This window comes from Mesorhizobium waimense (assembly GCF_003601975.1).
GTDB classification, from domain to species: Bacteria; Pseudomonadota; Alphaproteobacteria; order Rhizobiales; family Rhizobiaceae; genus Mesorhizobium; species Mesorhizobium waimense.
Window position 1 is genome coordinate 132,585 of record NZ_QZWZ01000015.1, and the last position, 21,920, is coordinate 154,504.

24 protein-coding genes are annotated in these 21,920 nt (G+C 63.5%); 16 read left to right on the plus strand and 8 right to left on the minus strand.

Features of this window, described 5'->3' with window-relative positions; all coding sequences use genetic code 11:
• Positions 1 to 223 precede the first annotated feature (223 nt).
• Complete coding sequence (locus tag D3227_RS20130) at positions 224 to 721, plus strand: GNAT family N-acetyltransferase (protein ID WP_120016044.1); 498 nt, start codon at positions 224 to 226, stop codon at positions 719 to 721.
• 14 nt (positions 722 to 735) lie between these two features.
• On the opposite strand, the gene D3227_RS20135 is transcribed toward D3227_RS20130, so the two are convergent.
• Both D3227_RS20135 and D3227_RS20140 read right to left on the minus strand, forming a co-directional pair.
• Complete coding sequence (locus D3227_RS20135) at positions 736 to 981, minus strand: hypothetical protein (RefSeq protein ID WP_120016045.1); 246 nt, start codon at positions 979 to 981, stop codon at positions 736 to 738.
• 175 nt (positions 982 to 1,156) lie between these two features.
• Positions 1,157 to 1,861, minus strand: coding sequence for an SDR family oxidoreductase (locus D3227_RS20140; protein ID WP_120016046.1), 705 nt, complete (start codon positions 1,859 to 1,861; stop codon positions 1,157 to 1,159).
• Between the two features lie 120 nt (positions 1,862 to 1,981).
• On the opposite strand from D3227_RS20140, the gene gcvA reads away from it, so the two are divergent.
• Positions 1,982 to 2,875, plus strand: a complete 894-nt coding sequence (gcvA, locus tag D3227_RS20145; RefSeq protein ID WP_120016047.1) for a transcriptional regulator GcvA — start codon at positions 1,982 to 1,984, stop codon at positions 2,873 to 2,875.
• A gap of 30 nt (positions 2,876 to 2,905) precedes the next feature.
• On the opposite strand, the gene D3227_RS20150 is transcribed toward gcvA, so the two are convergent.
• A complete protein-coding gene (locus D3227_RS20150) occupies positions 2,906 to 4,006 on the minus strand; it encodes a flavin-containing monooxygenase (RefSeq protein WP_120016048.1) in 1,101 nt (366 codons plus the stop codon).
• A gap of 302 nt (positions 4,007 to 4,308) precedes the next feature.
• On the minus strand, positions 4,309 to 5,736 hold the full coding sequence (locus tag D3227_RS20160) for a LuxR C-terminal-related transcriptional regulator (protein ID WP_120016050.1): 1,428 nt from the start codon (positions 5,734 to 5,736) through the stop codon (positions 4,309 to 4,311).
• Positions 5,737 to 5,905: 169 nt separating this feature from the next.
• On the opposite strand from D3227_RS20160, the gene D3227_RS20165 reads away from it, so the two are divergent.
• Complete coding sequence (locus tag D3227_RS20165; protein ID WP_245451808.1) at positions 5,906 to 6,163, plus strand: DUF1127 domain-containing protein; 258 nt, start codon at positions 5,906 to 5,908, stop codon at positions 6,161 to 6,163.
• Between the two features lie 228 nt (positions 6,164 to 6,391).
• Complete coding sequence (locus D3227_RS20170) at positions 6,392 to 7,597, plus strand: NAD-dependent formate dehydrogenase (RefSeq protein WP_120016051.1); 1,206 nt, start codon at positions 6,392 to 6,394, stop codon at positions 7,595 to 7,597.
• Here the strand turns inward: D3227_RS20170 and D3227_RS20175 are convergent.
• Complete coding sequence (locus D3227_RS20175; protein ID WP_245451809.1) at positions 7,581 to 8,072, minus strand: LuxR C-terminal-related transcriptional regulator; 492 nt, start codon at positions 8,070 to 8,072, stop codon at positions 7,581 to 7,583. The two genes, D3227_RS20170 and D3227_RS20175, sit on opposite strands and share 17 nt — an antisense overlap.
• Before the next feature lie 213 nt (positions 8,073 to 8,285).
• On the opposite strand from D3227_RS20175, the gene D3227_RS20180 reads away from it, so the two are divergent.
• The 8 genes from D3227_RS20180 to D3227_RS20215 all read left to right on the plus strand — a co-directional run bounded on the left by D3227_RS20180 (position 8,286) and on the right by D3227_RS20215 (position 15,887).
• The gene (locus tag D3227_RS20180) at positions 8,286 to 8,594 is read left to right on the plus strand and encodes a hypothetical protein (protein WP_147377638.1); all 309 of its coding nucleotides are present in this window, start codon (positions 8,286 to 8,288) and stop codon (positions 8,592 to 8,594) included.
• A 303-nt stretch (positions 8,595 to 8,897) separates the two neighbouring features.
• Positions 8,898 to 9,113 (plus strand): hypothetical protein, encoded by a 216-nt coding sequence (locus tag D3227_RS20185; protein ID WP_120016053.1) that lies wholly within the window; start codon positions 8,898 to 8,900, stop codon positions 9,111 to 9,113.
• 64 nt (positions 9,114 to 9,177) lie between these two features.
• Positions 9,178 to 10,725 (plus strand): winged helix-turn-helix domain-containing tetratricopeptide repeat protein, encoded by a 1,548-nt coding sequence (locus tag D3227_RS20190; protein WP_120016054.1) that lies wholly within the window; start codon positions 9,178 to 9,180, stop codon positions 10,723 to 10,725.
• Entirely contained in the window at positions 10,722 to 11,324 is a 603-nt protein-coding gene (locus D3227_RS20195) for a DUF922 domain-containing Zn-dependent protease (RefSeq protein WP_120016055.1), read from the plus strand. Before D3227_RS20190 ends, D3227_RS20195 begins: the two co-directional genes overlap by 4 nt.
• Positions 11,325 to 11,507: 183 nt before the next feature.
• The gene (locus D3227_RS20200) at positions 11,508 to 12,590 is read left to right on the plus strand and encodes an ABC transporter ATP-binding protein (protein ID WP_120016056.1); all 1,083 of its coding nucleotides are present in this window, start codon (positions 11,508 to 11,510) and stop codon (positions 12,588 to 12,590) included.
• A gap of 38 nt (positions 12,591 to 12,628) precedes the next feature.
• Positions 12,629 to 13,954, plus strand: a complete 1,326-nt coding sequence (locus D3227_RS20205; RefSeq protein WP_120016057.1) for an ABC transporter substrate-binding protein — start codon at positions 12,629 to 12,631, stop codon at positions 13,952 to 13,954.
• Between the two features lie 192 nt (positions 13,955 to 14,146).
• The gene (locus tag D3227_RS20210; protein ID WP_425374531.1) at positions 14,147 to 14,998 is read left to right on the plus strand and encodes a carbohydrate ABC transporter permease; all 852 of its coding nucleotides are present in this window, start codon (positions 14,147 to 14,149) and stop codon (positions 14,996 to 14,998) included.
• 1 nt (position 14,999) lies between these two features.
• The gene (locus D3227_RS20215; protein ID WP_120016059.1) at positions 15,000 to 15,887 is read left to right on the plus strand and encodes a carbohydrate ABC transporter permease; all 888 of its coding nucleotides are present in this window, start codon (positions 15,000 to 15,002) and stop codon (positions 15,885 to 15,887) included.
• Positions 15,888 to 15,952: 65 nt separating this feature from the next.
• Here D3227_RS20215 and D3227_RS20220 read toward each other — a convergent pair whose 3' ends face one another.
• Complete coding sequence (locus D3227_RS20220; protein WP_120016060.1) at positions 15,953 to 16,372, minus strand: VOC family protein; 420 nt, start codon at positions 16,370 to 16,372, stop codon at positions 15,953 to 15,955.
• Positions 16,373 to 16,585: 213 nt separating this feature from the next.
• Between D3227_RS20220 and D3227_RS20225 the strand changes: the two genes are divergently transcribed.
• The 4 genes from D3227_RS20225 to D3227_RS20240 all read left to right on the plus strand — a co-directional run bounded on the left by D3227_RS20225 (position 16,586) and on the right by D3227_RS20240 (position 20,629).
• Positions 16,586 to 17,791, plus strand: coding sequence for an MFS transporter (locus D3227_RS20225; RefSeq protein WP_120016061.1), 1,206 nt, complete (start codon positions 16,586 to 16,588; stop codon positions 17,789 to 17,791).
• Between the two features lie 132 nt (positions 17,792 to 17,923).
• Complete coding sequence (locus tag D3227_RS20230; protein ID WP_120016062.1) at positions 17,924 to 18,559, plus strand: ankyrin repeat domain-containing protein; 636 nt, start codon at positions 17,924 to 17,926, stop codon at positions 18,557 to 18,559.
• A 410-nt stretch (positions 18,560 to 18,969) separates the two neighbouring features.
• Entirely contained in the window at positions 18,970 to 19,644 is a 675-nt protein-coding gene (locus D3227_RS20235; RefSeq protein ID WP_120016063.1) for an outer membrane beta-barrel protein, read from the plus strand.
• Positions 19,645 to 19,936: 292 nt separating this feature from the next.
• Positions 19,937 to 20,629: an outer membrane protein gene (locus D3227_RS20240; protein WP_120016064.1), complete on the plus strand. Its 693-nt coding sequence runs from the start codon at positions 19,937 to 19,939 to the stop codon at positions 20,627 to 20,629.
• Between the two features lie 132 nt (positions 20,630 to 20,761).
• Here the strand turns inward: D3227_RS20240 and D3227_RS20245 are convergent, their stop codons facing one another.
• Positions 20,762 to 21,064 (minus strand): DUF1330 domain-containing protein, encoded by a 303-nt coding sequence (locus D3227_RS20245; protein WP_120016065.1) that lies wholly within the window; start codon positions 21,062 to 21,064, stop codon positions 20,762 to 20,764.
• 15 nt (positions 21,065 to 21,079) lie between these two features.
• A complete protein-coding gene (locus D3227_RS20250; protein ID WP_245451810.1) occupies positions 21,080 to 21,550 on the minus strand; it encodes a GNAT family N-acetyltransferase in 471 nt (156 codons plus the stop codon).
• Positions 21,551 to 21,920: the final 370 nt, after the last annotated feature.

Here is a 21,920-nt window from a genome sequence, read left to right on the forward strand (position 1 = left end):
ATTGGCAGATTCGGCGCTGTGCGGCTGTGGCCCCACGGTTCTTGCGAGATCCCCTGCCCCTGGCTAGCATCCCCGGGCTGACGTCGAGCGGAGGAGAACATCGCGGCGAACCGGGCGGCGTTGCGTCCTACACGCAAGGCATCTGATCCTCATCTTCGCCATCGCTGGCTGACGTCGCGCGTGCGGCGGTGAATTTCGAGGCGACCCGAGACAGGAGCTGGCAATGAACCGGATCAGGGCGATGACCGAACAGGACGTGACGCCGGTGTCGCGGCTCTTGGGCGACTCCTGGCGGCGTACCTACGCGCCGATCATGGGCGCCGAGACCACGGCACGGCTGTCGGACGACAAACATGCGCCGGAGCGACTGGCGGCGGAACTCAAGGACGACAACAAGATGTCCTTCGTGGCGGAACGGCCCGACGGCTCGATCGCCGGCTACGCGATGGCGGCGATGGACGAAAAGGGCGACGTCATGCTCGACCGGCTGCACGTCGACAAGAGCGAATTCGGCTCGGGGCTGGCGACAGACATGCTGCATGCGGTGCTTGCCGCCCATGCGGGTATTGCGAGCATTGCGCTGGAGGTGATCGAGGGCAACGACCGGGCGGTAGCCTTCTACCGCAAGCACGGCTTCGAGATGGTCGAGAAGCGGGAAGCTGCGCATGGCGTGGCCGGCCATGCCTCGCTAATCATGCGCAGGCCGTTGTCGAGGGCGTAAGGCCGCCCACTGCCCTACTCAAACCCCTGTGCCGCCGGTGCCATCGGCCCATCTTCGTCCTCCGGCACTTCGAGAATCTCTATCAGCCGCGCCACCCTGGCGTCCGGCAAGGGATGGCCCTCGTTGACCAGCGCCTCGTCGGCGCCGATCCAGGCGAAGGCTTCGCGCAATTCCTCGAGACTGGCGCCGGTCAGCGCGATGTCGGCGATGACGGCCTCGTCCACAGGCCCCAGAACCGAAATGATGTCGTTGCGTGTCATGGTGTCCTCCGTGTCCGATGCAAGAGTGCCGGTTACGACGCCATGGTGCGCTCCAACCGGAGATCGGCATCGGGATAGATCTGCCACGGGATGGAATCTGGGTCTCGGTTTCGGGCCGACAACCACCAATTCGATATTTGCCGGTTTGCCGAACCGAACCGGCGGGCCGAAGCCGTCAGACCGCGCGGATGATGCCGCCGTCGACGCGGATGTTCTGGCCGGTGATATAGCCGGCGCCGTCCGAGGCGAGGAAGGCAATCGTCGCGGCGACCTCCTCCGAAGTGCCGTAACGCTGCATCGGCACACTGTCGCGCCGCTCCTCGGTGGCCGGCAGGCTGTCGATCCAGCCGGGCAATACGTTGTTCATGCGCACATTGTCGGCGGCATAGGTGTTGGCGAAGATCTTGGTGTAGGCAGCAAGGCCGGCGCGGAACACGGCCGAGGTCGGGAACATCGGGCTCGGCTCGATGACCCATGCGGTCGAGATGTTGATGATGGCGCCGGCCTTCTGCTTGACCATATGCGGTGCGACGATGCGCACCGGCCGGATGACGTTCATCAGATAGACGTCGAGGCCGGTGTGCCACTGCTCATCTGAAATCTCGAGGATCGGCGCGCGCGGCCCGTGCCCGCCGCTGTTGACCAGCACGTCGATGCGGCCGAAGCGTTCGAGCGTCAGGTCGGTAAGGCGCTGCAGATCTTCGTTCGACTGGTTGGAGCCGGTGACGCCGAGGCCGCCAAGTTCTTTCGCCAGCGCTTCGCCCTTGCCCGAAGAGGATAGGATGGCGATCTTGAAGCCGTCCGCGGCCAGACGCTTTGCCGCCGCCGCGCCCATGCCGCTGCCGCCGGCAACGACCACTGCCACTTTTTCTACACTCATTTTTCCGTCCTTCCTGAGCGGCTCGCCGCGATATCCTCGATGTCTCCGCCATGATATATCCGGTTTTCGCCTCTGGCTCGAACCAGAAAGCCTGAAATCAGACTGTAGAAAAACTGCTCGATGCCCGAGGCCTTCCTTCGCCTGCCGCCGCTCAATGCGCTTCGCGCCTTCGAGGCGTCGGCGCGGCATCTCAACTTCCGCCTCGCCGCGCATGAACTCAACGTGACGCAGGGCGCGGTTGCGCAGCACATTCGCGGGCTGGAGGCCAGCCTCGGCGCAAAGCTGTTCGAGCGGCTGCCGCGCGGCCTGGCGCTGACCGACGAGGGCCGCGCCTATGTGCCGAACATCCGCCGCGCCTTCGAGCTGATCTCGGAGGCGACGGCGCTGCTGCGGCCGGAACCGGCGCGGCTGACGATCAGCGTCACGCCGAGCTTCGCCACCAAATGGCTGATCCCGAAACTGCCGGAATTCGTGGCGCACAATCCGATGGTCGACCTGCGCATCCTGGCCAGCGAAAGCCTGTCGAGTTTTCAAGCCGACGGCGTCGACATCGCTGTGCGGCAGGGACAGCCGCCCTTCGGCGCCGGCCTCATCGTCGACCTTTTGTTCCCGCAGCAGATCGTTGCCGTGTGCAGCCCTGCCCTGTTGCCGCCCGGTGCCGGCGAGATCGTGCCGGCCGAGATCCAGCATCACGTGCTGCTGCATGATGCGCACAATCTGTGGCCTGAGTTCATGGAACGGGCGCTCGGCCTGAAGATGACGGTCGAGGCCAAGCGCATGCGCTTCAACCAGACCGGCCTTGCCATCGATGCAGCCATCGCCGGCCAGGGCATCGCGCTGGCCAGCCGCTTCCTGGTCGCGGCCGACATCGCAGCTGGCCGGCTGGTCCAGCCGGTCAGCGCGGACATGCGCGGCACCTATGATTTCCACGTCGTGGTGCCGAGAAAGCAGCGTCACCCCGAGCCGACGCAAGCGGTGCGGCAGTGGCTGCTGCGGGAAGCCGGCGAGGCTTGAGCCGCGCTGGGCTGTCGACGGTGTCTCCGGTCAGCCCCGCCGTTCGATGTCGGCCACCACCGCGGTCGCCTCGCGGCCTATCTCCCGTAGCAGGCCGGTGACCGGGTTGTGGAAGCCGACCAGATAGAGGCCGAGGTCGGAAGCGCGGGGATTGACGCCGCTTTTGGCCGGCCGCAACTCCGCCGGCAGGAATTTGTCATAGGCCGGCCGGTAGCCGGTAGCGAGGATGACGGCCTCGAACGCCTCCTGCCGGCCGTCGGTGAAGGAGGCGCCGGGCTCGGTGAAGCCGGCGATGTCGGGCGCGATGCTGATCTTGCCCGACTTGATCGCCGCCACCGTGCCGACATCGATGACCGGGATGCGCCCGGCGTCGACCTGCTTGAGGATGCCTTGCTTCGGCCTGACGATGCCGTACTTTTCGAGCTTGCCCAGCGCAAAGTCGAGGATGATCGGGAACATCCAGTCGTTCAGCGCCTGCGGCATCGGCCGGCTGGCGATGCCGACCATCTGGATCGGCACGCCGAACAATTGCCGCGGCACGATATGGACGCCCTTGCGCACCGACAGCGTCGGATGGGCGCCGGACTCGGCAAGGTCGAGCGCGATCTCGGCGCCGGTGTTACCCATGCCGACGATCAGCACCTTCTGGCCCGCAAAGGGTGCTGCTTCGGTATAGTCGGCGCTGTGCAGCCGCTTTCCCTTGAAAGCCTCTATCTGAGGAAGACTGGGGACGATCGGCTCGGCATTGTTGCCGCTGGCGATGACCACATGGCGCGATGTCAGCCGGCCCGACCCGGTCTCGACCAGGAAGCCATCGCCGTCGCGCAGGATCGCCGTCACGGTCTCGCCGAAGCGCGGCCGGAGCTCGAAACGCTCGGCATAGGCGTCGAGATAGGCGACCACTTTTTCGCGCGGCACGTAGCGCGGATGATCGCGCGGGAACGGCACGAAGGGCAGCGAGGAGAACGCCTTCACCGTGTGCAGATGCAGCCGCCGGTAGTGGCGGCGCCAGGCCGACGCCACCTCATGGGCCTTTTCGAGAATGATGAAGTCCACCCCCGCCCGTCTCAGGCAGGCGCCGACGGCAAGACCCGCCGGCCCGGCGCCGACAATGACGACATTGGTGTCCAAGCGACGGTCCCTCCTCCCCAGGCCATGCTAGGCTATGCCGAGAGGCGCGTGAGGGGCAAGTGGGGGCGGCGGCCTTGCCAATGCTCTGAGGTTGGCGCCCTACGGCGCCCCCCTCTGTCCTGCCGGACATCTCCCCCACGAGGGGGGAGATTGGCAGCCTTAGCGCCTCGCGCACGCCCGCGACGTTAGCGATTGGCGAAAGGCGCTGCTCTCCGGCGACGGCAACCCGGCGTAACGATGGCTGCGGCCGCAGCGGTTTGCGGGTTGGACGTAATTCCCTCGGCTTTCAGAACTGCGGAATCTCAGCCGAGCTTCGCCAGCCCAGCGGCGTGGCGAATGGCGAGCGCGGCGTCCGGATTTGTCACGGGATAGCCGGCGATGAAGCGTTCGACCGAAAACTCGGGAAATTCGGCATGCAACCGGGCCGTCAACCCGGCCGCCTCCGAGCCCTCCCCAACCGCCGCCTGGGCCAACGCCAGGAACATCAGCATGTTGGCGGAATTCGGGGCGCCCCTATGTAGCGATGCGATGGCCTCACGATGCCTGCCGGCGGTGAACAGGATGCGACCCTGCAGCCCGAAATACCAGGGTGGCGCCAGCGGATTGAGGCGCATGGCGCGCTCGATGAGCGGGATTGCCTCGGCCGGATCGCCTGCGACCAGCGCTCTGCTGCCGGCCAGCAGCGCCAGCGTGTCGGCATGATTGGAGCCGTATTCGAAGGCGCGCCGATAAGCACGCTCCGCCGCTTCGAGATCGCCCAGGCATCCCATGAGATCACCCAGGCAAGTTTGAACGCTGCCATCCATCGGGTCGAGCCGAAGCGCATTTTCGACCGCCGCCCGCCACCTCTCGATCGCTCCCTTCAGATCGCCACCGAAGCCGTGACAGGCCTGAATCGAATAGGAATAGGCGAGCTCGATCCAGGCCCTGGCGAAGGTGGGATCGAGCTCGAGCGCGCGTGAAAACAGCCTGATCGCTTCCGCATTGCCGGCGCGGCTAAAGGTGTTGTGCTGTTCGACGCCAAGCAGATAGAGATCGTAGACGCGCAGGCTGGCCGGCGGCTTGCGGCGAACCGCGTTGCGCCCGACCGTAGCGATCGCTCCGTAGCTGCCGGCGATAACATTGATGACGCTTTCGGTGAGGCTGTCCTGCAGCGTGAAGATGTCCTCGGCCGGGCGGTCATAGCGCTCGCTCCACAGGCTGACGCCGCTGCGTGCGTCGGCAAGCTGGATCGTCAACCGAACCCGTCGGTCGTCGGCGCGCAACTGGCCCGAGACGATATAGGTGGCGCCGAGCGCAATGCCGTCGGCGGCGAAATCGGCGGGCTCGCTGCCCAGCGATTTCATGGTGTGGAAAGCGATGACCGGGAAATCCGCGTAGCGCGCAAGGTCGATGGTGATGTCCGACGACAGGCCGTCGGCGAAGCGACGCCAGCGCTCTTCGGAACTCAGGCATTCGATCGGAAACATGGCGAGCACCGGCAACGCGTCGGCCAGCGAAGGAGCCAGCCCCATGCGTGCGGCGCCATTGATGTGCGATGCAAGCGCGATCTTGTTGTTGACGCCAAGCTTTTCGTAGATCGCGGCGAGATGGGTGCGGACGGTCGAGGGGGCGATGAACAGTGCCTCGCCAATCTCGCGATAGGTCAGGCCCGAGGCAAATCTTTCCGCCACCGCGCGCTCGCGGTCTGATAGCGAGTCAGCCGGTGAAGACGTCGCGATGCGGTTCATGAAGAAACTTCCTGCCACCGGATAGGCACGGTTTCAACTGTTGCCGACGCAGAATACTACAAATGCGGGACCCCAAACACCGCATCTGTCCGATGGCGCGATCGCCGTCCGAGGCGGAAGCTTCTCGCATGCCCTCCGAACACGGCCATTCATGCCGAGGAGCAAAGCGATGAAAACCATGCTGACCACCGTATCCGAGCTTTACGATGCCGTGCAGCTCGACCTTCGCCAACCGCCGGCCAGCGCGTTCAGCCGCCCTGAGCGCCAGTCGGGCCTGATCGGCCTGATTGAAACGTGGTTCGATCGCGCCCGCTTTCGCGAGGAGCTGGCGCTCATGGCGAGAGACACGCCGGAACGGATCGACGACATCGGCCTGACCATGGAACAGGCCAGGACGGAGATCGCCAAGCCGTTCTGGCGCCGTTGAGAGCCGGAGCGAAACCGGCAACAGGTCTTCACTGAGTGTTGCCTGCCGCTGGCCTTGAAACCACGGCCGGCTCTTCCATCTAATCTAAATATAGATAGCGCGCGATTTTCCGAACGAGGAAGCGCGGCACTACTGGCCTGGACAAATTGGAGTGACCGCCCGTCGTCGTTTTGGCGGGCAGAATCCGAGCGTCTTCCTCGTCGTTGTCAGACGAAGGGAGATACGAAAATGGCAAAGGTCGTTTGCGTCCTCTATGACGATCCGGTCGACGGCTATCCAGCAAACTATGCACGGGATGGCCTGCCGAAGCTCGACCGTTATCCCGGCGGCCAGACACTTCCGACGCCGAAGGCCATCGACTTTGAACCGGGGGTGCTGCTCGGCAGCGTGTCGGGCGAACTCGGCCTGAGGACATTTCTCGAAAGCGCCGGGCACAGCCTGGTTGTAACCTCGGACAAGGACGGTCCCGACAGCGTTTTTGAACGCGAGGTCGTCGACGCCGAAATCGTCATCTCGCAGCCGTTCTGGCCGGCCTATCTGACCGAAGAACGAATAGCCAAGGCAAGCAGGCTGAAGCTTGCGATCACGGCCGGCATCGGATCCGACCATGTCGATCTTCAGGCCGCGATGGAGCGCGGCATAACGGTTGCCGAGGTGACCTATTGCAACTCGATCAGCGTCTCCGAGCATGTGGTGATGATGATCCTGGGGCTGGTGCGAAACTACATCGCCTCCTGCCAGTGGGTCATCAAGGGAGGCTGGAACATCGCCGACTGTGTCGCGCGCTCCTACGACATCGAGGGCATGCAGATCGGGACCGTCGGCGCCGGCCGGATCGGCAGCGCGGTGTTGCGTCGGCTGAAGCCGTTCGACGTCAGATTGCACTATACCGACCGCCACCGTCTGCCAGAGGCGGTCGAGAAGGAACTTGGCGTCACTTTCCACAAGGACCCCGCCTCCATGGTCGGGATCTGCGACGTGGTGACGATCAATGCACCTCTGCATCCGGAGACGGAGAACCTCTTCGACGAGGCGATGATCGCCAGGATGAAACGCGGCGCCTATCTGGTGAACACGGCGCGTGGCAAGATCTGCAATCGCGACGCCGTCGCCCGCGCGCTGGAGAGCGGTCAACTGGCAGGCTATGCCGGCGATGTCTGGTTCCCGCAGCCGGCCCCTAAGGACCATCCATGGCGGTCGATGCCGCATCACGGCATGACGCCGCATATTTCGGGTTCGTCGCTCTCCGCCCAGGCGCGCTACGCCGCAGGCACCCGCGAAATTCTGGAGTGCTGGTTCGAAGGCCGGCCGATCCGTGAGGAATACCTGATCGTCGATGGCGGCAAGCTCGCCGGCGCGGGCGCGCATTCCTATAGCGCAGGCGACGCCACCCGCGGCTCGGAAGAGGCGGCGCGCTTCAAGGCCAAGACCTGATCCGGGGGTAATCGGCCGCAACGTGCCGATCGACGTTGCGGCCAAAGTCGCATAAAGGGCAACATGGTGGTTGGCACACGGTCGTCCCCGCGCCCAGCGCCTTGCCGTCGGCCACGAAATCGGCGGGCTTGCTGCCCAGCGACTTCATGGTGTGGAAAGCGATCACCGGTAGATCCGCGTAGCGTGCGAGATCAATGCTGATGTCCGAGCCGTCGGCGAAGCGACGCCAGCGCTCTTCGGAATTCAGGCATTCGATCGGAAATATGGCCAGTACCGGCAGGGCGTCGGGCAAGGGCGACGGCTCGTCCGGCGCTACGCCCGGGGCGCGGTTGATATACGCGGCAAGCGCTACCTTGTTGCGGACGCCGAACTTTTCATAGATCGCGGCGAGATGGGTGCGCACCGTCGACGGCGCAATGAACAGCGCCTCGCCGATCTCGCGATAGGTCAGGCCTGTCGCAAACTTCTCCGCCACCGCGCGCTCACGCTCGGACAGGTGAAGACGTGGCCGGTGTCGCGTTGTGGTTCATGCCGGTCCCCTGCCCGCGGACAGGCACATCATCAACGCCTGCCGCAGCAAAATACTACAAATGCAGGAGCCAAAACACCGCATCTGGCCGATCCCACCGCAGGCGCACAGGGCGCAAGCTCCCCTTGCAGCAACAGGCTGCAATCAAGGGAGGTTTCCATGCGACGTGTTTCCATAGTGCTGGCATGCGCGATTCTGGGTTTGTCCGCCGCACCGCCGCCGTCTTTCGCAACCGGATGCAGGCAGTTGCTGGAGTCGGACGTGAAAATCGCCAGCATGCGCCTCTATGCCGACATCCTGGCTAATGCCGCCCGCAACGGCTGGAACTACGCACCTGAATCGATCGTCAGCGGCTCAAAGCGGCATTTCGACGAGATGAAACTCCAGCTGATCGCCACCGGTTATGAGATCGTCCCCCTCGGTCCCCGGCCGCATTGCCCCTCGTTGGAAAAGCTGGCGAGCGATTAGCGACCAGCGATCCATCCCTGCGACAGGCTTTGCCGAGACATCGATATGACGAAGGTGCAGGCAAACTTGTCTGCTTCTGCCGCCGAGGAGCGGACTGGATCATCTCGACCGTGGCTCAGTCAAGGCTGAGATCGCCAAACCCGTTCTGGCGGCGGTGAGAGGGCGAAGGCGGGCCGAACCGCGATTTCAGCAAAAAATCAGCGGCGTTTCAGGACGCGGAGGTGCCGGTTCGGCGATGCTCACGCAATACAAGACCGACGAGCATTGCCCTTGGCGCCCTTGCTCCAACCTTGGAGGCCGATCATGCATCTAAAGGCTGACGAATCCTTTTCACCGTCGACGATGGCGCGGGAAGAAATGCACCGGATCCTGTCGACCGGCAGCGTCGAATCCTGCGGCGGCGAGGCCATGCAGATGCTGGCCTATCTCGACGGACTGACGGCGCACGAAGCAGCCATTGCCGAGGCCGGTATGCGATCGGGGCCGTGGGAACGCCTTTCCCTTATCTTTCGCACTTGACCTTGCCGGATTTCTGCCGCTCGGATGATTACTGCGCAATGACGCGCGGCGATGGTGCAGGGGCTTGGCACTGCGGATCGGCAACTCGGTGCTCGATATCGAGCGCGGCACGCTGCGGCGCGACGGCGAGATTGTGCCGGTCAGACCGAAGACTTTCGAGCTGCTCGCCTTCCTGGTGCGCAATCCAGGCCGCGTGCTGAGCAAGGACGAACTGTTCGAGGCGGTGTGGCCGAACACCATCGTCAGCGAGGATTCGCTGACCCAGTGCATTCGCGATGTGCGCAGATGCATCGGCGACGAGACGCAGTCGCTGGTCCTCACGGTGCCCCGGCGCGGCTACATGTTCCAGGCCGCTGAAGCCGGCCCGCCCATTTCCCAACCGCCAGCCGCCGTCGCGGCGGAAGCCCGGCGCGCGGCCGAGCCGATGGTCGCCATCCTGCCGTTTCGCGTCGATCCTGCCGATGCGAAGGCAAAGCCGCTCTTCGACGGCGCGGTCGAGGAGATCACCAACGCGCTCTCCTACTTCAAGACCATCGCGGTGCTGGCGCGGCACTCGGCCTTCGCGCTTGCCGAACACTCCGCGCAGGACATTTCGGCGACTGCCGGGCGTCTCGGCGCGGACTATGTGGCGGAAGGTAGCGTCGAGAGCGCCGAGGATGGCTATAGCGCGCACGTCAAGCTCACGGAAACAGCGTCCGGCTGCCGCGTCTGGGCGCAGACCTTTGCGTTCAGGACAAACGAGATCTTCGCCTTTCAGAAAATTGTGGCACAGCGGATCGCGACGGCGCTGGTCGCCAACATCGAGAGCGCAGCCATGCGACGCGCACCGCCCGCGCCGGCCGCCAATGTCGAGGCCTATTTCCACATTTTGCGCGGGATAGCGCTGCTGCGCAGCTATGGCGAGGGCGTCAACGAGGAGGCGCGCCAGCATTTCGTCAAGGCGCTGGAACGCGACCCCGGCTCGGGCCTGGCGCACGCCTATCTTGCGCTCGCCGATCTGATCATCGGTCGCTATTCCGCAGCGCCGCGCGCGGTGCTCGACGAGGCGCGGGACCGGGCGTTGCACGCAACCGCCCTCAGCCCCGACGAAGCACGCTGCCACAGGATTCTCGCCGTTACTCTGCTCTACAGGGGTCGCGACGAATACGACGCCGCCGAAAAGCATTTCGCGCGCGCGCTCGACCTCAACCCCTATGATGCCGACACGCTTGCCCAGACAGGCTTCTTCCAGGTATTGCAAGGTAATGGCGAGGCCGGCCTGGCGCTGCTCGACCAGGCCGTCCAACTCAACCCGATGCACCCTGCGTGGTACTATTTCGACCGGGGCGAGGCGCTGCTTGTCCTTGGACGTTACCGGGAAGCGGCGGCATCCTTTTCCTGCCTGCCGCGCAAGAATGCCTGGCATTGGGCGCGGCTGGCGGCATGCCATGCGCTTGGCGGCGACATCGACAGGGCCAGGGCCTGCGTCAGGGAGGGGCGTCAACTGGATTCAGCTTTGACCGTGGAGGATATCGTTGCGGACTTTCACTTGAGACGTCCGGAGGACGGGGAGCGCCTGCGCTCCGGCCTCGAACGCGCCGGCTGGGACGATACAGGCATGGTGGGTCCGTGAAGCCAGCCATCCTCCTCGCCACCCTGTTGCCGTCTGTGTCGGCACTGGCCCCCGACTGGAAGCCGGTCGAAAAGGTCGAAACCTATGCGATCACCGGGCAGACGGCGCCTGAACTTTACGGCTCGATCGGCGAGCGCGGACCGCTGATCGGCAAGGACGTCGTCGGCAACAAGGTCCGCGTCATCGCGCACACCAACTTCAAGCTGACCTGGACCAGGGACTACCGGCCCGAGGGCGGTGCCTGCGTGCTCAAAACGGCCCGGCCGAAGCTGATCATCACCTACACGCTGCCGAAGCCCGCCGGCCCTCTGCCGGCGGCCGAGAGCAAGGGCTGGGAGGTGTTTATCGCCGGCCTGGCCGCCCACGAAAGGGTGCACGGCGCGCAGATCGTCGACATGGTGCGCAAGATCGAGGCGGTGAGCGTCGGCCTCACCGTCGCCGATGACCCCGGCTGCAAGAAGATCCGTACGGAGCTGACGAACAGGCTTTCCGAACTCTCGCAAGCGCAGCGGCAGGCCAGCCGCGACTTCGACCGCGTCGAATTCGGCCCCGGAGGGAATTTGCAGAGGCTGGTGCTGGCATTTGTGAACGGGAAATAGTGCAGTCGGATTCACCACATGGGCGACGAAGTTAAGCACTTGCCACAGCGCGGGTTTACAGGCCGCTTTGGTAGCGCTACCGTCGCTGAGTCTGTCGCGTGACCAGAGGGGACTGGAGGCTGTCGCGGGCGGACTGGAACGGTTTCCTCAGGGGCGTCGGGAAATCGTTGGGAGGAGTCATAAATGGCGTCTGTCGCAATTGGCGAAGTCTATAAATCATTCGGTACCGTCGAGATCCTGCACGGGGTCAGCGTCGATATAGACGACGGCGAGTTCGTCACTCTGGTCGGGCCGTCGGGCTGCGGAAAATCGACCCTTCTCAGGATGATTGCCGGCCTGGAGAAGATTTCGCGCGGTCAGATCGCGATCGGCAAGCGTATCGTCAACAACGTCGCGCCCAAGGAACGCGACGTCGCGATGGTGTTCCAGAACTACGCGCTTTACCCGCATATGACAGTCGCGGAGAACATGGCGTTCTCGCTGATGCTCAAGGGTGTTGCGAAAGCGGAGAGCGACGCCGGCGTCCAGCGCGCGGCCGAAATCCTGGGGCTGGTGCCGTTGCTGGCACGCTATCCGCGCCAGCTTTCCGGCGGCCAGCGCCAGCGTGTCGCCATGGGCCGTGCGATCGTGCGCGATCCCGCGGTTTTCCTGTTCGACGAGCCACTCTCAAATCTCGACGCCAAGCTGAGAGTCCAGATGCGCGCCGAGATCAAGGAACTGCACCAGCGCCTCAAGACCACGACGGTCTATGTCACCCACGACCAGATCGAAGCTATGACCATGGCCGACAAGATCGTGGTCATGCATGACGGCATCGTCGAGCAGATCGGGCCGCCGCTGGAACTCTACGACCGGCCGAACAACCTCTTCGTTGCCAGTTTCATCGGCTCGCCCGCCATGAACATGCTCAAGGGCGAAATCGCGTTGGACGGCACGCCGTCCTTTCGAGGTGCCGGCGGGATTTCGGTGCCGTTGGCAAGGCTGCCTTCCACCGGCAAGGGTGAGCCGGTGGTGCTGGGGATACGGCCCGAGCATCTCAGGCTGTCCGACCAGGGCATTCCGGTCACCGTCGTGGTCGTCGAGCCGACCGGGTCGGAGGTGCAGCTCATCGGCCGCACGCCCGGCGGCGAGGACATCGTCGCGAATTTCCGGGAACGTCATTCCTTCACGCCGGGCGAGACCGTGCGGCTCACCGCCGAACCTGGCCTCATCCACCTGTTTCACGGCGAAACCGGGCAGCGACTGGAAACCCGCGCCGGGCAGTAGGAATTATACATCGAGGAACATTAGAGGAGGAAACGACCATGAAATTCACCAGACGCGACGTGATCCGCACGACTGCCGGTGTGGCGGCGGGAGCCTTGGGAAGCCGGTTCGTCGGTTCGCCCGCCTTCGCCCAGGAGGGGCTGAAGTACAAGCCGGAGGACGGCGCCAAGCTCAGGCTGCTACGCTGGTCGCCCTTCGTCCAGGGCGACGAGGACCAGTGGCTGAAAAACACCAAGCGGTTCACCGAGGCGACGGGCGTCGAGGTCCGCGTCGACAAGGAAAGCTGGGAGGATATTCGCCCCAAGGCAGCGGTGGCCGCCAATGTCGGCTCCGGTCCGGACCTCATGTTCGTCTGGTTCGACGACCCGCACCAGTATCCCGACAAGCTGCACGACGTGACGGAACTGGGTGAACATCTGGGCACAAAATACGGCGGCTGGTACGACGGTCCGAAGCAGTATGCGACGCGGGAAGGCAAGTTCCTAGGCCTGCCGCTGGCCACCATAGGCAATGCCATCGTCTACCGGGAAAGCTGGGTCAAGGAAGCCGGGTTTTCGGAGTTTCCGAAGGACACGGCAAGCTTCCTCGAGCTTTGCAAGGCGCTGCAGGCGAAGGGCCATCCGGCCGGCTTCACCCATGGCCATGGCGTCGGCGACGGCAACAACTACGCGCACTGGCTGCTGTGGAGCCATGGCGGCCAGATGGTCGACGAGAGCGGCAAGGTGACCATCAACAGCCCCGAGACGCTGAAGGCGATCGAATACGCGCAGGCGCTCTACAAGACCTTCATTCCCGGCACCGAAAGCTGGCTCGACGTGAACAACAACCGTGCCTTCCTGGCCGGCGAACTCGGCGTCATCGCCAACGGCATCTCCGCCTACAACACCGCCAAGATCAACAAGGACAATGATCCGAAACTGGCTGAAATCGCCAAAGACATCCGCACTACCAATCTGCCGATCGGCCCGGTCGGAAAACCCGTCGAGCTGTTCCAGGTGACCACTGCCGTGATCTTCGACTACACGCCCTACCCCAATGCGGCGAAGGCCTATCTGCAGTTCATGTTCGAGGATCCGCAGATGACGGACTGGATCACCTCGTCGGCGGGCTATTGCTGCCAGACGCTCAAGGCGTTCGACAACAATCCGGTGTGGACGGCCGATCCGAACAATGCCGCCTACGCCAAAGCCTCGGCGACACTGCGTCCCAATGGCTATGCCGGACCGCTCGGCTATGCCTCGGCGGCGACCATGGCCGACTATGTGCTGGTGGACATGTTCGCCAAGGCCGTGACCGGCCAGGCGACGCCGCAGGAGGCGATGGAAGAGGCGGAAAAGCGCGCCAACCGCTACTACCGCGTTTGAGCGCACGACCGAGCCGGGCAGCCGCCACCATGCTGCCCGATCCGGTTCCTGAAATAGCTTGGCGGCCGCCCGGGCCGACCAAGGAGCCTCCTGAGGAATTGTCCCATGGCCGTGTCGTCCGTCGCCGTCCAGCCGCGTCCGTCGATCCTTTCGCGCCTGTCCGAAAGCCACAATGCGCTCGGCTTCGGTTTCATGCTGCCGGCGGCGGCGCTGCTTTTGGTTTTCCTGACCTATCCGCTCGGGCTCGGTGTCTGGCTTGGCTTCACCGATGCCCGCATCGGCCGTCCCGGCATCTTCATCGGCGTCGAGAACTACGAGTATCTGTGGAGCGACGGCGTCTTCTGGCTCTCCGTCTTCAACACGCTGCTCTACACGGCCAGCGCCTCGCTGCTGAAATTCGTGCTCGGCCTCTGGCTGGCGCTCATCCTCAACCAGAACCTGCCGTTCAAATCGTTCTTCCGTGCGATCGTCCTGCTGCCGTGGGTGGTGCCGACCGTGCTGTCGGCCATCGCCTTCTGGTGGATCTACGATTCGCAGTTCTCCATCCTGTCGTGGGCGCTCCAGCAGATGGGCCTGATCGACCACCGCATCAATTTCCTCGGCGATCCGACAAACGCGCGCGCCTCGGTGATCGCGGCCAATGTCTGGCGCGGCATTCCCTTCGTCGCCATCACCTTGCTCGCCGGCCTGCAGACCATACCCCAGTCCCTCTACGAGGCCGCCACGCTTGACGGCGCCAGCCGTTGGCAATTGTTCCGCTATGTGACGCTGCCGCTGCTGACGCCGATCATCGCGATCACCATGACGTTTTCGGTGCTGTTCACCTTCACCGATTTCCAGCTGATCTATGTACTGACCCGCGGCGGGCCGGTGAATGCCACCCATCTGATGGCGACGCTGTCCTTCCAGCGCGGCATTTCTGGAGGCCAGCTTGGCGAGGGCGCCGCAATCGCGGTCGCCATGATCCCGTTCCTGCTGGCGGCGATCCTGTTCAGCTATTTCGGCCTGCAACGCCGCAAATGGCAGCAGGGCGGCGCAGACTGACATGGCCACCAAAGCGAAACGTCCGGAAATCGACGAAGGCGGCATGGGCTACCTGCAGAGCCTGCCGCGCCGCGTGGTGACGGTCTATCTGCCGTTGCTGGTGTTCGTCATCGTGCTCCTGTTCCCGTTCTACTGGATGACGATCACCGCAGTTAAGCCCAATCTGGAGATGACCGACTATCAGAATTTCAATCCGTTCTGGGTCGTGCATCCGACATTGGAGCACATCCGCTACCTGCTCTTCGAGACGTCCTATCCGGGCTGGCTGCTCAACACGATCATCATCTCGACGGCCGCCACTTTCCTGTCGCTGCTGGCATCGGTGTTCGCCGCCTATGCGATCGAAAGGCTGCGGTTCTCCGGGGCGCGGCAGGTCGGCCTGGCGGTGTTCCTCGCCTATCTGGTGCCGCCATCGATCCTGTTCATTCCGCTGTCGGTGATGGTGTTCAACCTTGGGCTCTACGACACGCCCTTTGCGCTCATCCTCACCTACCCCACCTTCCTGGTCCCGTTCTGCACGTGGCTGTTGATGGGCTACTTCCGCTCCATCCCGTTCGAGCTGGAAGAATGCGCGTTGATCGACGGGGCGAGCCGGTGGCAGATCCTCACCAAGATCGTGCTGCCGCTATCGGTGCCGGGCCTGATTTCCGCCGGCATATTCGCATTTACCCTGTCCTGGAACGAGTTCATCTATGCGCTGACGTTCATCCAGTCGTCGGAAAACAAGACCGTGCCGGTCGGGGTTCTCACCGAGCTGGTCCGCTCCGACGTCTATGAATGGGGGGCGCTGATGGCGGGAGCGCTGATCGGCTCGCTGCCGGTCGTCGTGCTCTATTCCTTCTTCGTCGAGCACTACGTTTCCTCGATGACCGGCGCGGTGAAGGAATAATCCTGCAAGCAGCGCGCGAACGCGGCGACAATGGCCGCCTTGTGCCAAGATCACCGATGGCCGGCCTAGAAATTGATCTCCACCGAAGCGGCGCTGCGCTTCGCCTCACCATGGAACACCGCCTCGATGTTGTTGCCGTCGGGGTCGAGCAGAAAGGCGGCGTAGTAGCCGGGGTGGTAGGGCCGCTCGCCTGGCGCGCCATTGTCCTGGCCGCCGGCCGCGAGCCCGGCCTTGTGGAAGGCCTCGACCATGGCGTGGTCTTTAGCCTGGAAGGCCAAATGGTGGCGCCCGGTCAGCTGCCCCCTCGCCGCTCGGCTGTCGGCGCTGGAGATGAACAACTCGTCTGCCCAGAAGTAATCCTCGGCCTCGCCGCCGACCGGGATGCCCAGCACCTCGAACACCGCGCCGTAGAAGCGCCGGCTCGCCTTCAGATCGCGCACGACGAGCTGGATGTGGTCGATAAGACGGCCCCGATGAAGCTCCATTGTCTCACTCCTCCTGATCGCAATGGCTTCAATCTAGGTTAGGATAGCGTCGGGTCAATTCGCTGGACCTGCCGCGCTTCGCTGCGGCGCAAACCAGATAAAAAATGCAACCGGATTGTCGGATTCGAAGTCGTGCCAGCGTCCTTCGCACGTAAGCGGGCGATAAGGCACGAAAAACGTCGCGCCGCATCGAACTGATTTCGGGAGCAAATCATGAAGCCTTCTTATCGTTGGGTCATCGTCGCGGCTGGCGCGCTGATGAGCTGTGTCGCCATCGGCGTGATGTTTTCGCTGGCGATCTTCCTGGAGCCGATGGCGCTCGACACGCAGTGGTCACGCGCCGGCATATCGAGCGCCATGACGCTGAATTTTTTGGTGATGGGCCTCGGCGGCTTTGCCTGGGGCGCCATCTACGACCGCGTCGGCGCCCGCCCCGTCGTCTTCGCCGGCACGCTGCTGCTCGGGCTGGCGATGGTGCTGGCCAGCCGCTCCGGCTCGCTGCTGGCGTTCCAGCTCACTTATGGCGTGCTGGTCGGGCTCGCGGCCAGCGCCTTCTTCGCGCCGATGATCGCGCTGACCACGGCCTGGTTCGACACCAATCGCAGCCTTGCGGTGTCGCTGGTCTCGGCCGGCATGGGTGTGGCACCAATGACGATCTCGCCCTTCGCGGGCTGGCTGATCACCGCCTATGCCTGGCGCACCGCCATGTTCGACATCGGCGTGATGGCCTGGGTGCTGCTGTTGCCGGTCGCCTTCCTGGTGCGCCAGCCACCTGTCCCTGTCGCCGACGGCAGCGACGCCGCCCTCGCCGCCGACGACCCCGGCATTTCGGTCGGCCAGGCGCTGCGCTCGCCGCAGTTCATCGTGCTCGGCCTCACCTTCTTTGCCTGTTGTGCCGCACACTCCGGCCCGATCTTCCACATGGTAAGCTATGCCATGCTGTGCGGCGTAGCACCCATGGCAGCAGTCACCATCTACAGCGTCGAGGGTCTTGCCGGCCTGGGCGGTAGGCTGCTCTATGGCGTGCTTGCCGACCGTATCGGCGTCAAGCCGGTGCTGGTCGCCGGGCTGGCGATCCAGGCGGTGGTGATTGCCGGATATCTCGCCGTCAGGCAGCTCGAACAATTCTATATTCTGGCCGTCATCTTCGGCGCCACCTATGGTGGCGTCATGTCGCTCTACGCGGTGCTGGCGCGCGACTATTTCGGGCCGCGCATCATCGGCACGGTGCTCGGCGCCGCCACCATGCTGTCCAGCCTCGGCATGGCTTTCGGACCGCTCGCCGGCGGCATGGTGTTCGATGCCTATGCCAGCTATTCCTGGTTGTTCATCGGCTCGGCCGTTGTCGGGCTTGGCGCGGCAGGAATTGCCATCGCCTTCCCGCCTCTGCCGCGCAAGTCAGCGCTGCAGCCGGCATAGCCGTGCCAAAGCAATGGCCGCTCGCGCGAGCGGCCATTGCTTCCAGGGTTTGTCGCCGATCCCGTTGCGGAAAACCACCGAAACCGGCACGATGTGTGGTATTCTGGGCAAGGCGCATCAGGAGCCACAGCATTGACCAAAAGCTTGGAAGCCGAAGAGGCCAGGGGGTGGTCGAGCCTGCTGGTCGCCGCCGAGAAGGGCGATGCGGAGGCCGTGCAATCGGAGCTGGCGGCCGGCGCCGATATCAACCAAGCGGATGAAGGCGGCTGGTCGGCGCTGCATCTTTCGGCCCTCAATGCCCACACGGCGACGGTTGAAGCGTTGATCGAGCACCCCGAAATCGACGTGAACTCCCGCAACAAATGGAAGAGCACGCCGTTGAGCCTGGCCGCGGCCAAGGGCCATTACGCTTCCATCTCGGCCCTGGTGAAGCATCGCGCAATCGATATCAACGCACGCGCCGACTATTACGGCCGCACCGCACTGATCGAAGCCGCCAAGAACGGGCATCTGGACGTCGTGAAACTGCTCGTGGAGCATGGCGCCGACGTCAATCTGATGGACAAGACCGGGCGCAACAATGCGCTGATCGAGGCCATCAAGGGACGGCATTTCGACATCGCGGAATATCTGCTGGAGACCAGGAAGGTGAACTTCCTCAACCGGGATATGCGACTGAACGCCATGATCTGGGCGGGAAGCTGCCACAACCCTCAGTTCATCGAGAAGCTGGAAGCCGCGATCCGCAGTTTCTTCGACGGCAAGTGAGCGCGGCGGAGCGGCCTCCAAAGCCGCCCGAGGCATCACCTTTGCCTGTGTGTACATTGTCGAAATTATCGCGACGCAGCACCGCAAGGAGGCGCAGCTCGAAGTGCCAATCAAGCTTCGACCGTGTGCTGTCGCAGCCCTCCCTCCGTAGCCCGAGTGACGAAGGGGCCGGCGCGACGGTTTCTCAAACCGAGTCGCAAGCCTGCTGACGGAACGTTGAGGTCCTACTTCATTAGCTAAATATAATGCGCAATATATTTTAAATTGTATTTCTATACATCGAAACTATCTGCAATATTTATATATATAGCTCTTTATATCAGCAGCTTTGGCGAATTCGCGTTGCAATTTGGCCATACCGGATTCCGACATCAGCATGATATGCAACCGTATTGCTGTCGGGGGACACAATGAATTATTTTGATCTGAGCAAGATTGCGCTCGCTGCTGCGTTTCTGACGTCGGCGTCATATCCTGTCATGGCCGGGGACTGGTCGGGCGTCTATGTCGGCGGCGGCGTGTCGTTCCGCAAGAACAAGGAAGACTTTCCGAACGGCACCGACCGTCTGACAATGGACGACAGCACGGCGCCAGGCATCGCGCATTTCGAGAAAGTCCCGGACCTCGAACATGAGGGCAATACGATCGGCGGGCACGTGCTGGCCGGCTACATGTTCCAGAAGGGCCGGTTCGTGTTCGGCGCCGAGGCCGATTATGAGTTCGGACCGTCTTTTTCCGACGGCCGTAGTCCCGGCATCCCGACTTGCGGCAACCCGCCCATTATCACTCCTGGCAATTTCGGCTGCGTCGGCCTCAGCACGTTCTTCGAGGACGTCAAGACACTCGGCCATGTGCGCGGCGTGGTCGGCGTCGAGCTAACGCCGACGCTGCTTGCCTTCGGACCGGCGGCCTTGCCGTCGGCAAAAGCCCGGAGCTTATTTGCGCATCGGCAGGCGGATTTATCGCGGATTCGCCGAGCGCGCCGCTTGCCGGCGCCGCGACCGTTACCCGCGGCGACATCGGCGAAACCATATATGGCCTCACGGTCGGCGGTGGCCTGCAGGTCAAAGTCGGCCACGGCCTGATGCTGCGCGGCGAATATCTTTACGACAGATACCCGGGCCACGACATCGCCGTCGGCGGCGCCGGCTTCGGCGGCACGATCGGTGAGGTGACGACCAATTCCTTCACCTCCCCCGGCAACCGCGTCGACTATTCGAGCCATACCGTGCGGCTTTCCGCCATCTACCAGTTCCAGCAGGACGACGAGCTGGCCGAACACCCCGCCTATCTGCAGAGCGACTGGGCCGGTGTCTATTTCGGCGGCGGTGAACCGCCAGAAGGTTCGGCTTCCCCGACGCCACCAACTTCCTGCATATGCAAAACAACGTCACCAACGGCTCGCTCGACGTCACGCCGTCCAATGAATTCGAGGGCGATTCGACGGGTGGTCACCTCGTCGCCGGCTACGCGCATCAGTGGGGGCGCGTCGTGCTCGGCATCGAAGGCGACTACGAGCTCAAGAACGGCTTCAGTCGCGACAGGACGATCGGCGGCCCGGAATGTCTGACCCCGCCGATCAATTTCGTCGAGCTCGGCGTCGGGCACTTCGAATGCATCGGCACCAGGCTGTTCTTCTCCGAAGTCAAGACGATGGGGCATGTCAGGATGACGGCCGGCTACGAAATCACGCCGGCGCTGCGCGGCTTCGTCGCCGGTGGCCTTGCCATCGGCAAGAGTTCGGACACCTATGGCGCGAGCATCTTCGGTGTGGTCGCCGACTCTCCGAGCGCGCCGCTCGCCGGCGCCGCCACGGTCACACGCTCAGGCGTTTCGAAAACCGTCTATGGTTTTTCGATCGGCGGCGGCGTGGAGCTCAAGGCCAGCGAGCACCTGCGCCTGCGCACGGAATATCTCTACGACCAGTACAAGTCGGTGGACATCGCTGTTGGCGGCGCCGGTTTCGGCGGCACCATCGGCGACATCACCACAAATTCCTTCGTCAGTCCTGGCAGCAAGGTCGAGCTTTCCAACCAGACGGTTCGGCTGACCGCGATCTACCAGTTCTGACGCAGCACGGCTGGGTTCAGGCGTCCGGCGCAATGCTTCTAGAGCGTTTCACGGAAACGCCGAACCGCTCTATCTGTTTGTTTTGACGCAATTCCGGACGCAAAACCGTTTCACACTTTTCCTGGAATTGCCCTATGTCGGCGACAAAGTGATCCCTTCGACTGCCAGGATGCGTGTCCTGGCGCTGCGAAAACGGATCTCCTTCAAACGCTCGTATTCCGGCGAGTCATACCAGGCTGAAAGCGACGCCATGTCGGGAAACTCGATGATGACGAGGCGGTGCGGATGCCAGTCGCCCTCGAACACCTTAGTCGCGCCGCCGCGCGCGAGATAGCGGCCGCCGTAGCGCTCCTCGGTGGCCGGGACCTCACGCCTGTATTGTTCGAACACGGCCGCGTCGGTGATATCGACATCGGCGATAAGATAGGCCGCCATTGGCATTCTCCCCTTTCAAATCGTCTTCCACATCTTCAGGATCGGAACCGGCGCGCCGCCGCTGTCGTCGAAAATTTTTTCGCCCGGCTGGTAGCCGCAGGCCCGATAGAGCGGCTCCCCGGCCAATGTCGCCGCCAGCTCGACACGGCGAAAGCCTTCCTCCCTTGCCGCGCTCTCGCAAATGGCCAGGATCAGGCGGCCGATGCCGCGGCGGACGAAATCGGGATGCGTATACATCGCCCTGACGCGCGCCGCGTCCTTGGCGGGATCGAGCAATGCCGCGTTGCGTCCGTGCGACTGATCGGCACCATACAGCGTCGCGCGCTGACTCCAGCCGCCGCAGCCAGCAAGAGCCCCACAGCAGGTCACGATAAAATAGGTTCCATCATCGATGAGCTGCGTGTCCAGGCCCATGATCGTACGGCTGGATTCGATCTGGGCGTCGTCGAGGAAGGGCTTCTGCAGCTCGGCAATCGCCAGCGCCATCAGCGCCGAAATCCCCGCGATGTCGTCGCGTGTCGCTGTCCGGTACTGCAACTCCTGGCCAACCATCTGGGAAATCCCAAGGGCCGTTGGACACGGCAATAGTATATTAGAAATAGCTCATATTAAAGCCAAACCCGGAAGACGGAGCTTTCAGAATTTGGGGTCCCGGTCTATGGGAGTGGAGAGAGGAACAGGCCTCAAACGCTGATCGGCGCCACAACCCTTGCGACCATCCAGCGCTGCTTGCCGATCTTGCGGGCGCTGAAAACCCCGGCGTTCGAACATAGGCCAGCGTGCCATTGTGCAGGAAGGCGCCGGCGACCGAGCGGCCTTCCGCATCCTCGGGGGTAGCTTTCCACCATCGAGAGGT